Genomic DNA, 19,232 nt, shown 5'->3' with positions numbered 1-19,232 from the left:
GGGGGGGCGGCCCGCCCCCCGGGCGGGGGGGGGGGCCCCCGGGGGGGGGGGGGGGGGGGGGGGGGGGGGGGCCCCCGGGCACCGCGGGGGCCAAGCCCGACGACTTCTCACTGCGGCGCAGGAGAAGGCACCGAGCGCGTCAGGGGCCGACGGGCACGGTGTCGGGTGGCGGTGTCAAGGGCTTACGACGGCGGAACCGCGTCCGCGCCCGGGGCGCGCACCGGTCGTTGCCGGAGCCACGGTTCGAGTCAGCGACAACAGAACGCGCTGGCAACGTGCGCCAGGTCGATATGGCGCCGTCGGGTGAGGTTGAGCTGCGCGTTCATGGAATGCACCTCACCAGACAACCGAAGTGCGGGTCAAGACGTCCCAGCAGCGTTCACGTTGCGGACACACGATGCGATCTCCGCACAGTCGGGCGGTGACCGGCCCATTCCGGATCCCGCCCGTCATCCGTCCGTCCACGGAGGGGAGCAGCCGGGCGGCGCGGCCGAGGGGCCCGGGCAAGGCAAGGCCCCGGGCACGCCGCCTCGGCCGTCCGCACGGCGGTGGCGAGTCCGGCCGACGCCAGGCTCGCGGCCACGAGCCACCCCGCGCCATACCGGCCGCCGCTCGCAGGACGATGGTGATCGAAGTTGTGGGCCCTGCCACTATCCCTATTAATTCAGTAGGGATAGTGGTACTACTGTGCTCATGATCCCGGCGTCCGACGTTCGGCAACGTCACGCTGACCGGTGTCGCGGCTTCGCCGCTTGTCACTGAGCTCAGCGTCAGCACGGGCATCCCTGCAGAGGCGCCGTGGGCGCACGGGGGATCTATCGCATCCATGGCCTTTGACTCGTCTGAGCGTCGCCCTGGCTTACTAAGCGACCGATCAGCGAACGAATGGTTAGTAAGGAATGTTGTGACCGAGACTGTGATGGCAGCTGAGAAGGACGGCGTACTGTCCCTCACGCTGGTGCGTGTCGCGAAGCGGAACGCCCTTTCACTCCAGTTGCAGGCTGAACTCCGCCAGAAACTGGAGGATGCTGCGCAGGACCCGACTGTGCGGGTGGTTGTGTTGTCGGCCGCTGGCACGGTCTTTTCAGCGGGGCACGACTTCGCGGACAGCAGCAAGAACTCGACGCGGGAGGAGCACGAGGCGTTCGAGTTCGTAACGATCAATCTGATCGACCTGATGCATGAGCTGCCGCAACCGATCATCGGGGTCATCGACGGGCTTGCTGCAGCGGCTGGTCTGGAGTTGCTCCTCAGCTGCGACATCATCGTCGCGTCGACGCGGGCGACCTTCTCGACGCCGGGAGTCGCGAAGGGAATGTGGTGCTCGACGCCGATGGTTCCGCTGAGCCGTAGCATCCCTCCTCATCCGGCCTTCGAGATGCTGTGTCTGGGGGACGCGATCGGAGCCGCCCGCGCATACCAGCTCGGGATGGTGAACCGGGTCGTCGAGCCAGAGGGGCTGGATGTCTGCGTCGCCGACATCGTGCGACGCATCTCGGCCAACAGCCCTGCTGCCATTCAGTTGGGCAAGCGTGCGTTCTACCGACAGCACTCCTTGCCCATCGAGTCCGCTTGGCGAATCGCTGCGGAGACCGTGGGCATCAATGCGATGCAACCCGACGCCATCGAAGGGAGCCAAGCGTTTCTTGAGGGACGCGCTCCGCAGTGGCAGCCGCTGGGCGGGGAGCTGGGGGCGTCCGATGAGTGAGCCCGGTGTTCGTGTTGTCAAGAGTGGCGCGACCACCTGGATCCGCTTCGATGATCCCAGGACGCGCAACGCGATCAGCCAGCAGGTCGCCGAGGTGTTCCAGAGCACACTGCAAGCGGCAACCGCCGATCCTCGTTGCAGGTGCATCGTCATTGCCGGCGAGAACGAGACCTTCTGTTCGGGCCTGAACCTCAAGGAAGCGGCTGTCGCCGACGCCGATAGCTATGCCTCCCTCATCGACGCCCTCCAGGCCGCCACATCGCTCATCTTCAACAGCGACAAGCCGGTGATCGCAGCCATGGACGGGTATGCGGTCGGCGGCGGGCTCGAACTGGTGCTCGCCTGCGACCTCCGAGTGGCAAGTGACCGGATGAAGGCTTGGATGCCCGAGGTCGGGCTCGGCGTTTCGATGACGAACGGGTCGTCGCTGCTGCTCCCGCACCTGGTCGGCGCGGGGCGGGCCAGGCGGATGGTGCTTCTCGGGGATCGTGTCGGTGCGGCGGAAGCCCTTCGCATCGGCTTGGTCGATGAGGTCGTGTCGGCGACAAACCTCGATTCTCGTGTCGCGGAGATCGCCGACCGGCTTTGTGCCCAACCGCCGGAGGCCCTCGGTGCCGCGCGGCGACTACTGCGCGAAGTCGTCAAGGACCAACTCGACGCGGCACTGAAGGCCGAGCTCGAGTACACGCGCACCCTGATTCCGCCACCTCTCTGAGGAGTTTCAGCATGCCCACACGCAGTGCCGGCAGCAGTGATCCGAGCGGATTCGATGTGGCCCTTCCTGATCAGGGTGAGGGTGCGGTGCGCCCGCTCCGGATCCGCGAGCGGATGCGGCAGCAAACTGGTACGGCGATCCGTGAAGCCGCCATCGCGCTCTTCGCACAGAACGGCTTCCACGGCACGACCATGCGCGATATCGCTGCTGCCGCGAACATCACCTCCGCGGCCATCTACACCCACTTCGACGACAAGGAGACACTCCTCGTCAGCATCATGGAGCAGACGCTCGTGGCGCTGGACGCCGCGGTCGAGGCGGCACTACGCGACGGCGGGACAGCCCTGGAGAAGCTCCGGCTCGCGCTGCGCGAGCACGTGCGCTTCCACGCCAGCAACCGCCTCCAGGTGCTGATCGCAGATTCGGAGCTCCGTGCGCTTTCGACGGATTCGGCGGGGCGGATCATCGCTCGGCGTGACTCCTACGAATCGAAGATCCGCGGCCTGATCGTCCGTGGAATCGCCGAAGGCGGTCTTCGCGAGGTCGATCCCCGGGTCATGACCCGTTCGGTCATCGCTGTCTGCACCTCGGTGCACATCTGGTTCCGGGCCGACGGTGAACTCACCGCCGATGCTGTGGCCGATCAAATAGCCGAGTTCGCCATGGTCGGGCTCGCAACACATGAGGAAGGAAACTCCATTGCCTGATACGACCCTGAGAAGACGACGGCGGCTTGCGCGGGCGAGTGGTCGCGTCGCCTTGGCCCTGATGTTGGGGGGCGGGGTGGCGGCATGTGGTGATGGATCCACCAAGCCGGGCTCAAGCGACTCGAGTGCGCCGGTGCACGTCGGCAGGCCGGCGGACGTGACTACCTTCGACCCGATCGCAGTGGGCGACCAGTGGTCGGCTCGGACCCAGACGGCCGTGTACAGCACCCTGGTCTCCTACGCCGACGGAAAGATCCAGCCGGAGCTCGCCAGTGCCTGGTCCGTCACGCCCGACGGTCGTGAGTACACCTTCACTCTGCGCAAGAGCAAGTTCTCCGACGGCAAGCCGGTGACGGCCGAAGATGTTGTGTTCTCCCTCAAGCGGGTTCTGTCCAAGCACAGCAGCTGGTCCTTCCTCCTGGGCCCGGTCAAGGACATTGGAACTGCCAACGACGGCACGGTGCGGATCTCGCTGTCCAAGCCGTACCCGCCGTTGCTGACGGCTCTGTCGACCTTCGCCGGAAGTGTCTACTCCGAGGCCGCATTCAAGGCAAAGGGCGCTGACGCGTTCTTCCATGAGCCTGTGAGCTCGGGACCGTACTACGTCGCGGACTGGTCTCGCGGCTCTTCACTGGTGCTCAAGAGGAACGACGGGTACGGGGGCGCCGGTGCCGGGAGCGGGCCCAGGGAGATCGACTTCTCGGTCACGGCAGACGACACCAGCCGTCTTCAGCAACTCCAAGCAGGTTCCCTTGACATCGCCGAGGCTGTCCCGCCGAGCCAAGTGAAGGAACTGTCCGCCGGCGCCTTCAAGGTCGTCTCCGTGCCTGGTGCCGCGAACTCGTGGGTCCAGTTCAACGTGAAGCACCGCGGGCTCGACAACCGCGACGTGCGCTGTGCGCTCGCAGGGGCAATCGATCGGAAGGCGATGGCGAAGACCGCGTTCAGTGGAGTTGCCGAGCCATCGACGTCGATCTTCCCTGCCTCGACACACGACCACGCCGACGTGAGCGCCGACATGCCGCCATTTGATCTCGACGCCGCGCGCAAGCGGCTTCAGACGGCTCTGGGCTCGAAGTCCCTCTCGTTGACGGTGACGACGACGGACGAGGTCGCCGGTCTGCGTGACGCGCTGCAGATCTGGCGAAGCGACCTGAACAGCATCGGTGTGAAGCTCAAGGTGGAGTCGGTGGAGGCAACCACCCAGCGATCCCTGCGCTCGTCGGGTGACTACGATGCCATGACGGTGCCCTGGATCAACGACACTTTTGATCCCAGTGAGCTGGCCGGATTCGTGCTCCACTCCGACTCCGGCAAGGGCGCGTTCTACACCGGTTACACGGACGCCGCTATGGATCGGCTGGTCGACAAGGCGGCCGCGGACCAGGACGAGAAGGGGCGTGCCGAGGTCTACGCGCAGATCCAGACCAGGGCTGCGCAGGACTGCGTCTTCGTCCCCATCGTGGACAGGCCGGATCTCTACGCGGTCGGAGCAGGTATCTCGGGCTTCGCGCCCGACGCGCTCGGCAACTACAACTTCCAGCACGTGAGGGTCGCACGATGACGGTCAAGCTTCAAGAGCACGCGGCGGCACGGCTGCGAGAGGAGATGCGCAAGCGCGACGTCGACGCGTATGTCTGCACAGGAGACGCGTCGCTGCGTTACCTCTTGGACTACAAGGTGTCCGACGCGCTTCCGGACGCGAAGATCGCCGGTTTGCTCGTCGCCATCCTGCCTGCCGATGAGTCCGCAGAGATGATCGTCGTCTCGAACGACTTCCGCGCAGGTCGGATCGAGGCGCATCTCGTCCACGGTGAGGTCCGGTCGTACCGCAGCTGGGTCGAGATTCGGTCACTCGCTGAGCTCAAGGCCGAACGCGCTGAGAAGCAGACGCGGCCGGTCCAGTGGTCTGCTGACGACCGAGACGCCCTGGTGGCTGCCGCCCTCAGTGATGCCGGGGTGACGACGGGCAGGATTGCCATCGACGCCAGGCTCAACCCCGAAGAGCTGAGCCGGCGGCTCCGGGCGCTTTGCCCCCAGGCCGAGTTCGTCGACTCTCATGAGCTGGTCTACGCCGCGCGCAGGGTCAAGTGTGCCGAAGAAGTCGGGCGGATTCGGGACGCGGTGAGACTGTCGGAAGCGGGCATGAACGCGATCCTGGCGAGCTGGGACCACGGCATGTCGATCCATGACATCGAACGGATCTTCAAGGCCGGCGCCCATGCCGAGGCTGCAAAGACAAGCGTCACCCTGGACGGAGCATGGATCCTCTCCGATCACTTCGTGAACCGGGCTGAGGGTTGGGCGACGCTGAAGCTGGACGCCGGGGTGCTGGCGGAGGGCTACAACTGCGATGGGGGGCGTAGCTTCACCTTGGGAAGGTGCTCCGCTGAGTTCGCCGAGGTGTATCGCCTGCTGCAGACAGCGCACGCGCGTGCGATCGACGCCATCCGGCCGGGCGTTCCGATGGCCAAGGTGTTCGCCGACACCGAAGAGTACATTCAGGCTCATGGCCTGCCGGGCTTCAGCCGGGGCCACTTCGGTCACTCGGTCGGCGTGGACCCCTTCCCGGAGGAACCGCCCTTCATCGCTGCGGGCGAGGTCGCGAGATTCGAAGAGGGCATGGTCCTGGCGGTGGAGGTGCCGTTCTACGGGTCCGACATCGGGTCGATCCAGATCGAGGACACGGTCGTTGTCACGCGCGACGGGTGCGAGATCCTGCACACGATGTCCCACGACCTGCTGGACGTGAGGGACTTCCAGGCATGATCGCGGCGACCCGCTCCTCCCTCTCTCCGCGTGATCGCGTGCAACAAGGGGTCCAGCTCACCGTCGACGGCCTGCAGCTGACCGACGGCATGGGTCACGAACTGATCCAGCGACTCTCCCTGGACGTCCCATGCGGAGCGACCTTCGGCCTTGTCGGCGAAAGCGGGTCGGGGAAGAGCCTGGTCTGCAGGGCGATCATGGGCATGACGCCGCCTGGCGTGCGCATGGCCGCAGGCTCGATCAGTTTCAGCCCGGCCGGTGGTTCTGACTCCGGGACGGTGGGGCAGTGTGCCGCGATGATCTACCAGAACCATCATGGTGCACTGAGTCCCACGTCACGCGCAGGTCGCGCGCTGATGCTCACCGTGCGCGCTCAGCATCCTGTCTCACGTCGTACGGCAAGGGCCGAGGCGCTCGGTCTCCTCGAGCGGGTGGGGTTTCGCGATCCCGTCCGGGCCTTTGGCAGCTACCCTCACCAGCTCAGCGGTGGCATGCGGCAACGGCTGGGAATCGCACTGGCTCTGGCGTGCAGACCACGCGTCCTGATCGCGGACGAGCCAACGACCGCGTTGGACGCCCTGGTGCAGCGGGGCGTGCTCGGCCTGCTACGGAACGTGGTACGCGAGGAAGGCATGAGTCTGCTGATGGTGTCCCACGACATCAGCGTGATCGGCGCGATGTGTGATCACATCGGCGTGATGTACGCCGGGCAGATCGTCGAGACGGGGCCCGCTCGGAGCGTTCTCGACGACCCCGTCCATCCCTACACTCGTGCGCTGCTCGCCTGCGATGCACGGCACGGAAGCGGTCGGCTGCGGTCCATTCGCGGATCTGTGCCGCCGCCCGGCGCTCGCCAGAATGGCTGTCTCTTCGCCTCCCGATGCGATTTCGCCGAGCGCGCGTGCACCGAATCGCCGGTCGAGCTGACACGGAAGCATGAACGGTGGGTGCGCTGCCGCCTCGCCGGCACGATCTCCTCACGCCGAGGTGCCTGAGTGGCCACGGTATCTGAGGATCGCCCGGTGCTCGAAGCGCAGGACCTGACGAAGCGCTTCCCAGGCGCCGAGACGCCTGTGCTGCAGGGAGTCTCACTCACTCTTCGAGCCGGACAGGTGCACGGGCTCGTTGGTGAGAGCGGGTCCGGGAAGTCGACCCTTTCGCGCTGCCTGTGCTTCCTGGGACCGTTCGACCACGGCGTGATCCGGTTGAACGGCGAGTTCTTCACCACGCGGGACCTGCCAGCACGCAAGACCCGCCGTACGATCCAGATGGTCTTCCAGGACCCCTGGTCAGCTTTCGATCCGCGCATGCGGATCGCGCAGTCGCTGAAGGAGGCGCTTCATGGAAGACGCTTCCGTTCGGCCCACATGCTGGAAGAACACCTGACCAGGGCGATGGAGAACGTCGGGCTTGACCAAGCTGCCCTGCATCGGTATCCGCAAGCTTTTTCCGGCGGCCAGCTCCAACGAATCAACGTGGCTCGGGCGCTGTTGGCCGAGCCCAGCGTCATCGTGGCGGATGAGGCGGTGAGCGCTCTCGATGTCTCGATCCAGGCCCAGGTCGTCAACCTTCTCCTGGACAACTGCCGCACGTTCGGGACAGCGCTCCTGTTTGTGAGTCATGACCTGGCGCTTGTGTCTCGTGTCGCATCGGAGGTCACCGTGTTGCTCAACGGCGAAGTCGTCGATCGACTGAGGTACCCGAGCGACATTCCGAATGCGAACGCCGACTACACACGCCAGTTGTGGGAAGCCGCCGTCCACCCGGTGGGCACCGAGAACGAAGGAAGGATGTGAGACGGATGGGGCGCTACGTGCTCGCGCGACTGCTACAGTCCGTCCCTGTCTTGCTGGGCGTCGCCGTCGCATCGTTTCTCATGCTCCGGCTCGTTCCCGGGGACCCGGCCATCGTCGCGCTGGGCAACACCGCGACCGACGAGCAACTCAGTGCCTTTCGTGAGAGCCACGGTCTCAATGGGCCGTTGTGGACGCAGTTGGTTCACTATCTCGAGTCGCTGGCCCATCTGGACGTCGGTCGGTCGATCTTCTACCGCGAACCGGTGCTGGACATCATCGACCAGCGGTTGCCGGTCACCATCGCTCTTATGTTCCTGGGTCTGATCTTCGGAGTGCTCGCGGCATCGGTCCTCGCCGGTATCGCAGCCGCAGCCAGGGGACGCTGGGCCGACCGTGGAGTGCGTGGCGTCTTCAGCGTCCTGTTGAGCGTTCCCAACTTCTGGCTCGGAACCATCCTGATCCTTGTCTTTGCTGTGCGCCTACGGTGGCTGCCGACATCAGGAGCGGGTGCGGCGTGGTGGTCGCTGCCGCATCTCGCCCTGCCGGCTCTCACCCTCGCGGCCGGTGCCATCCCGGTCATCGGTCGGACTCTGCGCAGCTCTCTGGTGGAGGTAACCCGGACTGACTACGTGAGCCTCGCCAGAGGGCTCGGGCTCTCTCGCGCCACGATCGCTCGTGTCTTCGTCGGACGAAACGTAGCAAGGCCACTGGTCACGGTCACCGTTATCAACCTCGGCTGGATCATCAGTGGCACCGTCGTGGTCGAGAACGTGTTCGGTCTGGCAGGTGTGGGTTCGCTGCTGGTCCAAGCAGTCGCCACGCGAGACTACGCCGTCGTCCAGGGGGTCGCGCTGGTTCTCGCCGTTGCTGTTGTGCTGGGCAACCTGGCCGCGGACATCGTCATCTCCTCGATCGATCCTCGCGTGAGGTTCACACATGCCCACTGAACACCCTCGAGGCACAGCCTCGGCCGGCACTCGGAACGCGCTGGCGCGGCTCGCCGCGGTCGTGCGTGCCCTGGGGCCGTCCGGAACCCTGCTCGTCCTCGTCCTGGCCGCAGCGCCGGTGCTCTGGCTCACGCTGCGGAACGCGGCGGTCGCGATCGATCCCGATCATGCTCTGCTCGCTCCCAGTCTCGGGCATCCTCTCGGAACCGATCAGCTGGGACGCGACGTGCTGGTCAGGGTGGCCGCCGCAGCGCCAGTGGACATCGCGATCGGCATGGGCGCAGTGCTCGGCGGAGCCGTCATCGGCATAGTCGTCGGCGTGGTGGCCGGATGGTGCGGTGGTTGGGTCGATGAAGTCATCAGCCGGATCATGGACATCGTCGCAGCGTTCCCGTTCATCGTCCTCGCGATCGCGATCCTCGCAGCATTGGGCCCTGGGCTCGAGAGCCTCATCGTGTCCTTCATCGCCGTAGGGTGGGTGGGGTACGGGCGCATCGCCCGCAATGAGTCCAAGGCATTGCGGCAGCGCGAGTTCGTCCTGGCAGCACGAGGCCTCGGGCGGACCACGCCGTGGATCCTGCGACGGCACGTGATCCCCAACGTTCTGCCGGTGGCAACGGTCTTCGCCTTGAGTGACTTCATTCTCGCGATTCTCGCCAGTGCAGCGGTCGGGTTCTTCGGTCTCGGTGTCCAGCAACCGACACCCGAGTGGGGTGCCATGGTGGCGGACGGTCGTAGCCACATGTCCCAGGCATGGTGGTTGGCGCTGTCCCCGGGCGTGTCCATCGGATTCCTGGCGCTTGTCGGCGGTGCGTTCGCTGACCGGATCGCGGACCGGATGCGTGGCATGAGGTGAGCGGGCAGCTGAATGCTCAGGGAGGGCCTGAGGCCGAGACACCTCCCGGAGGTCGAGGACCGGCCTACCTGAACGCCGGCACGCTGGGCCCCCTCCGCCAGTCGACTGTCGCGGCAATGGTCGCGGAGCTGCGCCGGTCGGCGCTCGTCGGCCGCGGCAGCGACAGCGAGCTGTGCGCGTTGGAGGCCGAGCGAGAGCGACTGCGTAACGCCTTCGCCGCCGTCCTCGGAGTGTCCGGAGATCAGATCGCGCTCTCATCCTCAACCACCGACGGCATCCGCATCGTGCTCGGGGGTCTTGGTCTCAGCGCTGACGACGCCGTGGTCACCACCGACATCGAGCACACGTCCGTCCAGGATCTGCTCGACCAATGCCCCGCCCAGGTGGTTCGAGTGCCGGTCAACGGCGTGCCGGACAGCGTGGTTGTCCAGCAGGTCTCCGCTGCGGTCACCGCGAACACGCGTTTGGTGGTCGTGTCGCACGTGGGGTACACAACCGGTCAGGTGCTTCCGATCGCTGATCTGGGTTCTCGGCTGGAGGTACCGCTCCTGGTCGACGGCGCACAGTCTGTCGGCGCCGTAGCATGCGATCCGGAGGGCGCGGACTACTACACGATCTCCGGACAGAAGTGGTTGTGCGGCCCCGAGCAAGTGGGTGCCCTCTTCATACGCCATCCCACGCAGCTTCCGGTGGCCGCACCCTCGAGTGTCCGGTTCATGGGCGACGGTTTCGGGGCCGGTCGCGTCGGCTCAGCGCGCGATCACGACTGGTGCTGGCTCGCGGGCTCGACGATCACCGGAATGCTCGACGCGCTCTCCCACTTCTCCGTCGACGATCTCAAGCGTTCCCAGCGCTTGGCAGACGAGTGCCGTTCCAGACTCGAGCAGCTCGGGTGCGACGTGGGTTGGCACGACAGTCCGCTCGTGTCCTTCTCCATCCGCGGAGACGCGGACGAGTTCGTCAGGTTCGCCGAAAAGCAGGGTGTCATCATTCGCTCCCTGCCCGGTCCGGGTCGACTCAGAGCTTCGCTCGGGGTTTGGAACACATCCCATGACATCGATCGGCTGGTCGAGGTCGTACGGGACTTCGTCTCCGAGTCGTAGCCGCATGAGCCGCATGAGCGGCAGAGATACCAACGTTGGAACGGAGGAAGAGTTGGATTCGAACACATCGACCGGAACGGCGTACCGGGTCGGCTCCGGGGCGTGGACTCTGAATCATGCCCTGACCGATGTCGCAGCCCGCCGAGGAGATCATCCGTTCTTGCGCATCGATGGAGAGGACACCAGCTTTTCGGCCTTTGCTGATCAAGTAGCGCGATTGGCTGCTGGGCTGCGACTGCGTGGCGTGTCAGCCGGTGACCGCGTCAGCGTGGTGATGAACAACTCGAAGGCCTGTGTACTGACGTGGTTCGCGACCAACTGGCTTGGGGCGGTGTGGGTGCCGACCAACACAGGATGGAAGGGGGATGCGCTGAACCGGACGATCGGGCTTGCCGAGCCGACGATCCTCCTGTGCGACGACGACCTCGTGGACAAGCTCGGTATATCCCCGGAGTTCGATCCAGTCCGACTGCCCGGGCGAGTCACCGCCTCCGGCCGCACCGCAGCGGATGTCACGGAGCTGATGTCGGATGTCATCACACCTGCTGTCGACGTCGATCCGAGATCCACGTCCGCGATGCTGTACACCTCGGGAAGCACCGGTCTGTCCAAGCTGTGCGTGCTGTCCCACGCTTACTTCCAGTCCATGTCGACGATTCTGCTGCGCGACATGGGTTTCACCGCCGAGGACGTCCTCTACTGTCCATTCCCGCTGTTCCACGCCGACGCCACCGTGCTCACGGTGATCCCCGCGCTGCAGTTGGGGGCAACCGCGGCGATCTCGCGGCGTTTCACTGCTTCGGGATACTGGAACGAGATCCGAGAGACACGAGCGACCGTCTTCGACTTCATGGGGGCTACGCTTTCCATCCTGCAGAAGGCTCCGTCCGCCGACGCTGACGCCGACAACCCGGCCAGGCTAGCCTGGGGAGTGCCCGTGCCCATGTGGGCTGCTGACTTCGAGCGCAGGTTCGGACTCGAGGTACTGGAGCTCTACGGCAGCACCGAGGTGTCTCTGCCCATCACCCAGAGACATGATCAACCCAAGGTGGTCGGGTCCTGCGGGCGCGTCGTTCCCGAGTTCGACGTGCGGTTGGTCGGCGCCGACGGCGAACCTGTCGCTGACGGGAACGCCGGGGAACTGTGGGTCCGGCCGAGAACGGGGGTGATCTTCGACGGGTACTTCCGGGACACCAAGGCGACTGAAGCCTCGTTCGAGGGGGACTGGTTCAAGACAGGTGACCTCCTCCGACGCGATGAGGAGGGCAACTACTTCTTCGTGAGCCGCAACACCGACACGATCAGGCGCCGTGGGGAGAACATCAGCGCCCTCGAGGTCGAAGAAGGGATCGAGCGGCATCCCGACGTTGTCGAGTGCGCTGCGGTCGGCGTCGTCAGTGAGCTCACCGAGGAGGATGTCAAGGTGTACGTCATCGCGCGACCGGGTTCGGGTCTCAGCGTCGAACAGGTCTGGTCGCACGCGGACGCGGTCCTGGCTCGATTCCAGGTGCCCCGGTACGTCTGCATCGTTGACCAACTGCCCAAGACCCCGACGGGCAAGATCGACAAACCACATCTGCGAGAGCGTCAGCCTGCCGCGCGCACATGGGACAGAGAGAACTTCGCGCCGGTTCGCAGCTGAACCGTGTGCGGTTCGGAAACTCATCGCTGCTGTTCGGAGGTGGTCTGGCGCGCCATCACGGTCTGCTGGAACCCTGTCCGGGTAATCGTTTCTGTGGTGTACCAGGTGGCTCGGAAACTGCTCGCGGTCCCGGCGTTGCTGCTGCGGCGGGACGCATCCAGGGAAGCGGAACTGTTGGTACTGCGGCACGGGAACGCGGTGCTGCGCAGGCAACTAGCGGGACCGGTGCGTACGAGCCGGCAGACCGGCTGTGGTTCGGGTTCGCGGCGCTGTCCTCGCTGATTCCCCTGGCGCCGGTGCGCGCAGGTGTTCCCGGTGACGCCCGGGACGTCGCTCGCGCGGCATCGCAGGCCGATCTCCGGGAAGTGGGACTGCAGCACGTGCCGGGCCAGGCCCGGGAGACCGTCGACGGCGGGTGCGGTGAAGGCGCTGGTGGCGCGGCCGGCCACGGAAAACCCGGGCTGGGGCTGCCGTCGGATCCGGGACGAACCGATTCGCCTCGGGCATCCGGCGGGCTCGACGACGGTCCGGGAGATCCTGACGTCTGCCGGCATCGATCCGGCCCCGCGCCGCGGCGGCCCGACGCGACATGAGTTCCTGACCGCGCAGGCCGCGAGCGTCATCGCCTGCGACTTCGTCCACACCGACCTGGTCGACCTGCGCCGAGTGCACGCGCTGGTGTTTCCCTGAGCACGGCACACGTCGGCTGCACGCCGCGGGAGTGACTTCACATCCCACCGGGCCCTGGACGGTCCAGCAGGCAAGAAACCTCGCCTTCGAGCTGGGCGTGCGGGTGGACTCGCCACGTTTCCTGCTTCGCGACCGGGACGCGAGGTACACCGAATCCTTCGACACGGTCTTCGCGCCCCGACGACATCAAGGTTGTGAAGACCGCGCCGCGGGCTCCCGGGATGAACGCGCACTGCGAGCGGGTGATCGGCTCCTTGCAGCGCGAGGTCCTCGACCACCCGCTGATACGGAACGAGTCCCATGCCCGGCAGGTCCTCGACGCCTATGCCCAGCACCACAACGGTCATCGCCCGCACCAGGCTCGAGGTCAGCTCCCCCGCTCGCCCGGGAACACCCATCACCCATGACTGCACCGATCGCTCACCGCATCCTGCGCACCCGAGTGCTGGGAGCGTGATCAACGAGTACAGATATGCGGCGTGAGCTGCAGCGATGAGTTTCCGAACGGCACACGATGATCGCCACCGTGCGGATGCGCCGCAGCAAGGCAGCCGGCTCCCGCGGCGCCGAAACTCGTCAGCGAAGCCCTGGCCACCGCCGCCGGGGCGGCTGCACCGGCCTGCGCATCCTGCGCGCGGACTCCCAGTTCTACAACGCCCACGCAGTGCTCGACCCCGAGACCGGGGAGCTCATCTCAGGCGCCGAAGTCGCCAAGATACCCGCCTACACCGCCTTCGCCGGCCGGAAGAAATCAGAGCAGGTCACGGCCCGCCTCATCGTGCGCCGGGTCCGCGACCTGGCCAAACCTCCGGTCGTCCGCGAGCAGGGCGAACTGTTCCCCGTCTGGCGCTACCACCCCTTCTTCCCCGACAACCCCGCACAGACCCTCCAGGCGGAGCGGGAACACCGCCACCACGCCGTCGTCGAGCAGGTCATCGCCGACAGCAAAGGCGGAGCCTTCGCCCACCTGCCCTCGGGACACTTCCACGCCAACGCCGCCTGGCTGACCCTGTGGGCGATGGCCTACGAAGCCATATCTCAACCGAACATGATCGCTTTATTTTCGCTGGTCAGGCATGGTCTAGCTTGGAATGAGGGAGACCTCCGGCGTCTTGTTTCGGCTCCGTGATCGAGGGGTGCGCGATGGCGTCGGTGCTGGGAATGCTGGAGGAGCGGGAGACAGCGGCCCGGGTGCGGTTGGAAGGAGTGAGGGAGGAAGTCGCACGGCTGGCTGGGGTGTTGGAGGCCGGGGAGATCGAGCTGGACCGGCGGGTGATCGCGCGGGAAGAGCTGGTAGAGGCCCTGGCGGCCTCGGCTGCCGAGACCACCGCCGTGACCGGGGCAGAGGCGGAAACCGTGTCCTCGCCCGCGCCGGTGCCGGGCTCGGTCGTGCTGCCTTGGCGCGAAGGACTGCCGGTGACGGTGCTGGCGCCGGACTACCAGCGGATTCTGGGCGTGATCGACGAGCGGCAGCCGGCGGGCCAGGGGCCGCTGAAGGCCAGGGAGATCACGGTTCAGCTGGGCTTGGAGACAACGTCGGCGAAGGTCGAGGGGGTGCGCTCGAAGGCCCGGCGTCCGGCGGAGCGCGGGTGGCTGGTTCGACGCCCGACAACAACCCGAGCAGGTAAGCGCGGGCCGCGGCCCGGGGCTCAACCCGCCTGAACCTGCCCGCGATCCGGGCCATGACCTGGTCGAACATCCCCTGCCAGCGGGCAGGGTCTACGTTTTGGCAGCGGCCACCGCACGATCTTCAGGAGTCCACACAACCCCCGATGATCACGCGGTGGCCGTCCTCTTACAGGGTGGGCATCAGCGTGGTTTCGGAATCGAGCTCGAGTGTCAGGCGGTGAAGCCGCCGTCTACATGGATCGAGGCTCCGGTGATGTACGCGCCGTCCGCACTTGCCAGGTGGGCGACAGTGGCCGCGATCTCGGCCGCTTCCGCATAGCGGCCCACAGCCGTGAAGCCGGCGATCGCCTCGGCGTTCGGCCCGTCAGCGGGGTTGGTATCCGTGTCGGTGGGGCCGGGATGCACCAGATTGACGGTGACTCCCCGCGGACCGAGTTCTCGGGCCAGGCCCTTCGTCATCCCGACCAGAGCCGTCTTGCTCATCGAGTACAGCGCCAGTCCGGGGAAGACCGCGCGTTCGGCGACATTGCTGCCGATACTGATGATGCGGCCGCCTTGGCCCATGTGACGCACGGCCGCCTGGGACGCCGCGAACGGCGCCCGGACGTTCACCGCCAGGGTGCGATCGATCTCCGCCGACCCCAGGTCTTCGAGTGGGCCAACGAGGAAGACACCGGCGTTATTGACCAGGATGTCGAGTCTGCCGAACATCCCGGCGGCCTCGTCCACCGCGGCGGTGAGCGCCTCAGGGATGGCGCTGTCGGCCTGGATGGCCAGTGCACGGCGCCCTCTGGCCTTGATCTGCTCCACCACCTGGGTGGCGCGTTCCGCGCTGTTCTCATAGGTCAGGACGACGTCGGCGCCTTCTTCGGCCAGTCGTAACGCCACAGCGGCACCGATACCCCGGCTGCCGCCCGTGATCAACGCCACGTTTCCTTCAAGTCGGTTCATGACGTTAAGCATTGCTGGCACCAGCGCCGGAAGCTGGCGGGAATCCGACCTGGCGTTCGGCCCTCAGGAAGGCAACACCATCCTGATCACGAAACCTCACTGGAGTACTAGTCGACCCAGGCGACCGCCTGACCGCGCTCGACGATCCGGTTTTGCAGCTTGGGGACCTCGATGTCCTGGACGTCGGTCTGTTCGCGCAAGGACTGCACCGCAGCAACTGCAGCGGATTCGGCCAGAACACAGAACACGGGTTCCATCCGAGTGGCCGCATACGCTATATGCGTAGCCGAGAGGCTGACCGGTATCAGCAGGTTGCCGCAGTCGGACTGCTGCGGGGTGATAGCACGGTAGGAAACCGGGTACGGTCGGCCGGTACCCATATGCCCGCCGATGAACATGTCGCCCTCGGTCGCCACGCCAAGTCGCCCGGTCTCCGGATCAGGATGCGGTATACGGCGCGCCGGATAGACGTCCACACCGAAGAGTGCGAGGCCGATACTGTCGCTGGGGTCAGTCTCGTTGAGCACGTCCGCATGTGTCAGGGTGTACCTCCCGTCGAGCCGCCGCGCCACCCGTACGTACAACTGGGGTGGCCAGCCCTCGGTGTCGGGGAAGACGCTCGCGTCCAGGCCGTACCGCGCCGTCTCCGTCCTGAACTCCTCGGGCACGGCCGTATCCGTCGACAGGAAGTGGTGAAGACCGCGGAGATAGTCGATGTGGTGGCGCCACACTCGTGATCGGACATTCCAGTCACCGTCCTGGTACTCACGGCTCACCCCGAGGGGAGCGTTGGTGATCAGTGACGCACGCTGGTAGTTGTACTCCCCCGAGTTGAGCCACCCGGGAAAGATCCCTCGCAGGGCTTCGATGTCCGGCCCCAGGTATTCCACGTACCGCCTGACCAGCTCGAAGTCTTCGGCGGTGTAGTGATCGGGCGGAGTGATCTCAGTCCGGCGCTCGGGGTCGGCCGTGATATAGAAGCGGAAGTTGTAAGCCTGTGTGTAATCGTCGGCGGCTCCGACGGGCAGGCCGTGATCCCGATCGAGCAGGGGGAGCAGTCCGCTCGCGCTGTCGCCCGGAACGACGTGCGGATCGATAGGCGTCCAGTTCGTGACCGTTCGTACGCCGGCGACCTCTTCGCCGAAGGAGTCTCGCGATTCCCGTCCCGTGCGATAGGGAACGTCGGCCAATGCCATCAGATCGCCCTCGTACGAGGCGTCGATGAAGACCGACGCCTTGATGACAGCGTCGGGTGCAGACTCCGAAGCCGGCAACGGAACCCCCCACCGGTCCGGCCGCGACGTCTCCAACTGGATGGCGGTAATGCGGTTCCCTTCTCTGCTCACCGAACGGACGCGGCGTTCGAAGATCACTTCGACACCTGCGCTCTCGACCCACTCGTGGAACGAGCGCATGACGTCGCGAGGGTTGTCGCCGAACCCAAGGATCACATCGCCCGTCAACCCGCCGGCCGCCGCAGGAAGGGGACAGTCCTGCCGGGGCTTGATGCCCGAACTCAGCATGCCGCCGAGCCAGCGACTTGGTTCAATGAGAATCACCGACGCACCCTCCTGACGCGCCGTCACCGCGGCTGCACAACCCGCAGGTGTTCCTCCATAGACACAAACATTGGCTGCTGTCGTCATAGCCACCCACTTTGGCGCAGTGAGAGCCCGCCAAAGAACGACAACTCCGGTCACAGACATGTACTTTCTTGCCATGGTGACGCTGGATGGCTACCTGCTCGCGCCAGCCCGGGATCAGTTCGGACGCAGTCTCGACACGTACGACAACTGGTGCCTGCTGGTGCCGCGGACGGGGTCCTTCGCCTTCGCGGTCTCCGACGGCGGGCGAGAGGTGGCACACCTCGACGACATCGTCGTCTGCCCGCCGGGAGGATCTCTCTGGCGCCAGATGCAGACTCCGACGTCCTTCTTCCACGCGCGCTTCAGCACCGATCTGGAGCCGCCGATCGGCCGCTCACGTGTACAGGACCTTGACCGACTCCACACCGACCTCATGATGCTGGAAACCGCCCAGAAGCACGCCGATGTCGTCGCCGCTCATGTCGTCACCGACATCATCCTGATGATGCTCCGTCAGCGCAGCTCGCCTGAAGACGGGTTGATGCGGCAGGCGACTGCGTACATCCTGACCCACTTCGCCTCACCGGAGCTATCACTCGGCCATCTGGCCTCCGCACTCGAGATCAGTCCCGCGCAGCTCTCCAGGCGCTTCCGAGCTGTACAGGGCGTCACACCGATCGCCTACCTCCGCAGCGTCCGGTTGCGGAAGGCGCGACACCTCCTGGCCGAGACAAATGACACTTTGCAAGTGATCGCCGAACGTTGCGGATACCGGAGCGCGTTCTACTTCAGCCGGGTCTTCAGCAGACACACCGGCGAATCGCCCTCTCAATACCGGCACGTCCGCCTAAGAAGGCTTCCGCTTACCGATCAACGGGCTTGTCTGGTCGAACAGGGGTCCTGATCGGGTGATCGCGGCAGGGGCGGCGCATGCAGGCAGGGCCTCTTGAGTAGTTCGGGGGTGCGATCCCGTCCGAGCAGTCCCAGGAGGCCCTGTTGCCGCAGTCTTTCGCGCTCGCGTCGGTGGAGTCCAACTTGTCTCCTCGGACGTGTGACTGCCTCGCGCACCGGTTCGGGAACGCGGCGGACTGGCCGGACCGCGTTCCGTGCTACGGCTCGGACATGACGGAGGCGGAGTGGCAGGTGGTGCGGGAATCGCTGCCGGTGCCCGCGTGGCTGGAGGGGCGGGGCGGCCGGCCTGAGGGCTATTGCCACCGGCAGATGGTCGATGCTGTGCGCTATGTGGCCGACAACGGTGTGAAGTGGGCGAACCTGCCAAGGGACTTCCCGCCGTTCAAGCGGGTGCACGCCTTCGCCCGCCGCTGGCAGGTCCAGGGCCTGCTGACCGAGCTCCACGACCGGCTGCGCGACCGCGTGCGTGTGGGGGAAGGACGCTCAGCGGATCCGAGTGCGGCGATCGTGGACTCGCAGTCGCTGCGGGCGGCGGCGAACATCCCGCGTTCGACGTCCGGGCGGGACGGCGGGAAGAAGGTGGGCGGACGCAAGAGGCACCTGGTGGTGGACTGCCTCGGCCTGGTCCTGGCCGTCGCGGTGACCGCAGCGAGCGTGCAGGACCGCGACGCCGCCGTTCCCCTGCTCGAAAGGCTGCGCGCGATGTACTTCGCCATCCGCCTGGCGTGGGCGGACGACGGCTATGCCGGCAGCCTGGTCGACTGGGCCCGCGAGAAACTCTGCCTCACCCTCGAGATCGTCAAACGCTCTGACGCCACCGCCGGGTTCGTGGTGCTGCCGCGCAGGTGGGTGGTGGAGAGAACGCTGAGCCGGCTGATGCGCTCGCGCCGCCTGGTGCGTGACTACGAGACGCTGCCCGCCATGCACGAAGCCATGGTGCTGTGGTCGATGACCATGCTCATGAGCCGCCGCCTGGCCCGGCGTCGACCGGACGCCTGCAGTCGGCCGGCGTCCCGGACGGGGTGAACACCCCCGGCCGCACCTCGAGCGCCCACCTCCGCTCCACCAGGCGTTTCGCCTTCGACCGCAGCCCCTCGACCTTCGCCGGGACCGCCTGAAGGCCCAGGGCCGCGGCCAGCTGCTGACAGCGCATGCCTTCCCGGCCTGCCTCCGACTCCAGCACGGACATGATCCGCTGGTAATCCGGAGGCAGGACCGACG

General features: G+C 66.2%; 18 protein-coding genes and 2 pseudogenes. 16 read left to right on the top strand and 4 right to left on the bottom strand.

Annotated features, from left to right (window positions below; translation table 11 throughout):
* Positions 1–248: 248 nt before the first annotated feature.
* Positions 249–326 carry a putative leader peptide gene (locus ACWEKM_RS41160; RefSeq protein WP_451626415.1) on the bottom strand — a complete coding sequence of 26 codons (78 nt, stop codon included), beginning with the start codon at positions 324–326 and terminating at the stop codon, positions 249–251.
* Between the two features lie 578 nt (positions 327–904).
* Here ACWEKM_RS41160 and ACWEKM_RS41155 point away from each other — a divergent pair.
* The 14 genes and pseudogenes from ACWEKM_RS41155 (at position 905) to ACWEKM_RS41090 (ending at position 14,595) form a co-directional block, all read left to right on the top strand.
* Positions 905–1,708 (top strand): enoyl-CoA hydratase-related protein, encoded by an 804-nt coding sequence (locus tag ACWEKM_RS41155; RefSeq protein WP_451626414.1) that lies wholly within the window; start codon positions 905–907, stop codon positions 1,706–1,708.
* On the top strand, positions 1,701–2,423 hold the full coding sequence (locus ACWEKM_RS41150) for an enoyl-CoA hydratase/isomerase family protein (RefSeq protein ID WP_451626413.1): 723 nt from the start codon (positions 1,701–1,703) through the stop codon (positions 2,421–2,423). The genes ACWEKM_RS41155 and ACWEKM_RS41150 overlap by 8 nt, the downstream gene beginning before the upstream one ends.
* Before the next feature lie 11 nt (positions 2,424–2,434).
* A complete protein-coding gene (locus ACWEKM_RS41145; protein ID WP_451626412.1) occupies positions 2,435–3,130 on the top strand; it encodes a TetR/AcrR family transcriptional regulator in 696 nt (231 codons plus the stop codon).
* Positions 3,131–3,287: 157 nt separating this feature from the next.
* Positions 3,288–4,694 (top strand): ABC transporter substrate-binding protein, encoded by a 1,407-nt coding sequence (locus ACWEKM_RS41140; RefSeq protein ID WP_451626411.1) that lies wholly within the window; start codon positions 3,288–3,290, stop codon positions 4,692–4,694.
* Entirely contained in the window at positions 4,691–5,899 is a 1,209-nt protein-coding gene (locus tag ACWEKM_RS41135) for a M24 family metallopeptidase (protein ID WP_451626410.1), read from the top strand. The genes ACWEKM_RS41140 and ACWEKM_RS41135 overlap by 4 nt, the downstream gene beginning before the upstream one ends.
* Entirely contained in the window at positions 5,896–6,894 is a 999-nt protein-coding gene (locus ACWEKM_RS41130; protein ID WP_451626409.1) for an ABC transporter ATP-binding protein, read from the top strand. Before ACWEKM_RS41135 ends, ACWEKM_RS41130 begins: the two co-directional genes overlap by 4 nt.
* Entirely contained in the window at positions 6,895–7,695 is an 801-nt protein-coding gene (locus tag ACWEKM_RS41125; protein WP_451626408.1) for an ABC transporter ATP-binding protein, read from the top strand.
* Between the two features lie 5 nt (positions 7,696–7,700).
* A complete protein-coding gene (locus tag ACWEKM_RS41120) occupies positions 7,701–8,642 on the top strand; it encodes an ABC transporter permease (protein WP_451626407.1) in 942 nt (313 codons plus the stop codon).
* Positions 8,632–9,498 (top strand): ABC transporter permease, encoded by an 867-nt coding sequence (locus ACWEKM_RS41115; protein WP_451626406.1) that lies wholly within the window; start codon positions 8,632–8,634, stop codon positions 9,496–9,498. The genes ACWEKM_RS41120 and ACWEKM_RS41115 overlap by 11 nt, the downstream gene beginning before the upstream one ends.
* Positions 9,495–10,601, top strand: a complete 1,107-nt coding sequence (locus ACWEKM_RS41110) for an aminotransferase class V-fold PLP-dependent enzyme (protein ID WP_451626405.1) — start codon at positions 9,495–9,497, stop codon at positions 10,599–10,601. The genes ACWEKM_RS41115 and ACWEKM_RS41110 overlap by 4 nt, the downstream gene beginning before the upstream one ends.
* A gap of 13 nt (positions 10,602–10,614) precedes the next feature.
* Positions 10,615–12,243: an AMP-binding protein gene (locus tag ACWEKM_RS41105; RefSeq protein ID WP_451626404.1), complete on the top strand. Its 1,629-nt coding sequence runs from the start codon at positions 10,615–10,617 to the stop codon at positions 12,241–12,243.
* Between the two features lie 39 nt (positions 12,244–12,282).
* Positions 12,283–13,416, top strand: a pseudogene (locus ACWEKM_RS41100) (integrase core domain-containing protein).
* 31 nt (positions 13,417–13,447) lie between these two features.
* Positions 13,448–14,062: a hypothetical protein gene (locus ACWEKM_RS41095; protein ID WP_451626403.1), complete on the top strand. Its 615-nt coding sequence runs from the start codon at positions 13,448–13,450 to the stop codon at positions 14,060–14,062.
* 14 nt (positions 14,063–14,076) lie between these two features.
* On the top strand, positions 14,077–14,595 hold the full coding sequence (locus ACWEKM_RS41090) for a hypothetical protein (protein ID WP_451626416.1): 519 nt from the start codon (positions 14,077–14,079) through the stop codon (positions 14,593–14,595).
* A gap of 177 nt (positions 14,596–14,772) precedes the next feature.
* Here ACWEKM_RS41090 and ACWEKM_RS41085 read toward each other — a convergent pair whose 3' ends face one another.
* Positions 14,773–15,513 (bottom strand): SDR family NAD(P)-dependent oxidoreductase, encoded by a 741-nt coding sequence (locus ACWEKM_RS41085; RefSeq protein ID WP_451626402.1) that lies wholly within the window; start codon positions 15,511–15,513, stop codon positions 14,773–14,775.
* A 107-nt stretch (positions 15,514–15,620) separates the two neighbouring features.
* Positions 15,621–17,159, bottom strand: coding sequence for an FAD-dependent oxidoreductase (locus ACWEKM_RS41080; RefSeq protein WP_451626401.1), 1,539 nt, complete (start codon positions 17,157–17,159; stop codon positions 15,621–15,623).
* Positions 17,160–17,232: 73 nt separating this feature from the next.
* On the opposite strand from ACWEKM_RS41080, the gene ACWEKM_RS41075 reads away from it, so the two are divergent.
* Together ACWEKM_RS41075 and ACWEKM_RS41070 are read left to right on the top strand one after the other, a co-directional pair.
* A complete protein-coding gene (locus ACWEKM_RS41075) occupies positions 17,233–18,003 on the top strand; it encodes a helix-turn-helix transcriptional regulator (protein WP_451626400.1) in 771 nt (256 codons plus the stop codon).
* A 218-nt stretch (positions 18,004–18,221) separates the two neighbouring features.
* A complete protein-coding gene (locus ACWEKM_RS41070; protein ID WP_451626399.1) occupies positions 18,222–19,037 on the top strand; it encodes an IS5 family transposase in 816 nt (271 codons plus the stop codon).
* Here the strand turns inward: ACWEKM_RS41070 and ACWEKM_RS41065 are convergent.
* A pseudogene (locus ACWEKM_RS41065) lies at positions 18,970–19,232 on the bottom strand (hypothetical protein); the annotation flags it as partial. The gene ACWEKM_RS41070 and the pseudogene ACWEKM_RS41065 sit on opposite strands and share 68 nt — an antisense overlap.

It is taken from the genome of Streptomyces sp. NPDC004752, assembly GCF_053601275.1.
This window is presented reverse-complemented; position numbering and strand designations above follow the sequence as displayed.

Excerpts from the sequence above, each read along its gene's own strand:
- ACWEKM_RS41160 (WP_451626415.1), bottom strand. The coding sequence starts at position 326 with ATGAACGCGCAGCTCAACCTCACCCGACGGCGCCATATCGACCTGGCG.
- ACWEKM_RS41150 (WP_451626413.1), top strand. The coding sequence starts at position 1,701 with ATGAGTGAGCCCGGTGTTCGTGTTGTCAAGAGTGGCGCGACCACCTGG.
- ACWEKM_RS41145 (WP_451626412.1), top strand. The coding sequence starts at position 2,435 with ATGCCCACACGCAGTGCCGGCAGCAGTGATCCGAGCGGATTCGATGTG.
- ACWEKM_RS41135 (WP_451626410.1), top strand. The coding sequence starts at position 4,691 with ATGACGGTCAAGCTTCAAGAGCACGCGGCGGCACGGCTGCGAGAGGAG.
- ACWEKM_RS41130 (WP_451626409.1), top strand. The coding sequence starts at position 5,896 with ATGATCGCGGCGACCCGCTCCTCCCTCTCTCCGCGTGATCGCGTGCAA.
- ACWEKM_RS41120 (WP_451626407.1), top strand. The coding sequence starts at position 7,701 with ATGGGGCGCTACGTGCTCGCGCGACTGCTACAGTCCGTCCCTGTCTTG.
- ACWEKM_RS41115 (WP_451626406.1), top strand. The coding sequence starts at position 8,632 with ATGCCCACTGAACACCCTCGAGGCACAGCCTCGGCCGGCACTCGGAAC.
- ACWEKM_RS41105 (WP_451626404.1), top strand. The coding sequence starts at position 10,615 with ATGAGCGGCAGAGATACCAACGTTGGAACGGAGGAAGAGTTGGATTCG.
- ACWEKM_RS41095 (WP_451626403.1), top strand. The coding sequence starts at position 13,448 with ATGATCGCCACCGTGCGGATGCGCCGCAGCAAGGCAGCCGGCTCCCGC.
- ACWEKM_RS41090 (WP_451626416.1), top strand. The coding sequence starts at position 14,077 with ATGGCGTCGGTGCTGGGAATGCTGGAGGAGCGGGAGACAGCGGCCCGG.
- ACWEKM_RS41085 (WP_451626402.1), bottom strand. The coding sequence starts at position 15,513 with ATGAACCGACTTGAAGGAAACGTGGCGTTGATCACGGGCGGCAGCCGG.
- ACWEKM_RS41080 (WP_451626401.1), bottom strand. The coding sequence starts at position 17,159 with ATGACGACAGCAGCCAATGTTTGTGTCTATGGAGGAACACCTGCGGGT.
- ACWEKM_RS41075 (WP_451626400.1), top strand. The coding sequence starts at position 17,233 with ATGGTGACGCTGGATGGCTACCTGCTCGCGCCAGCCCGGGATCAGTTC.
- ACWEKM_RS41070 (WP_451626399.1), top strand. The coding sequence starts at position 18,222 with ATGACGGAGGCGGAGTGGCAGGTGGTGCGGGAATCGCTGCCGGTGCCC.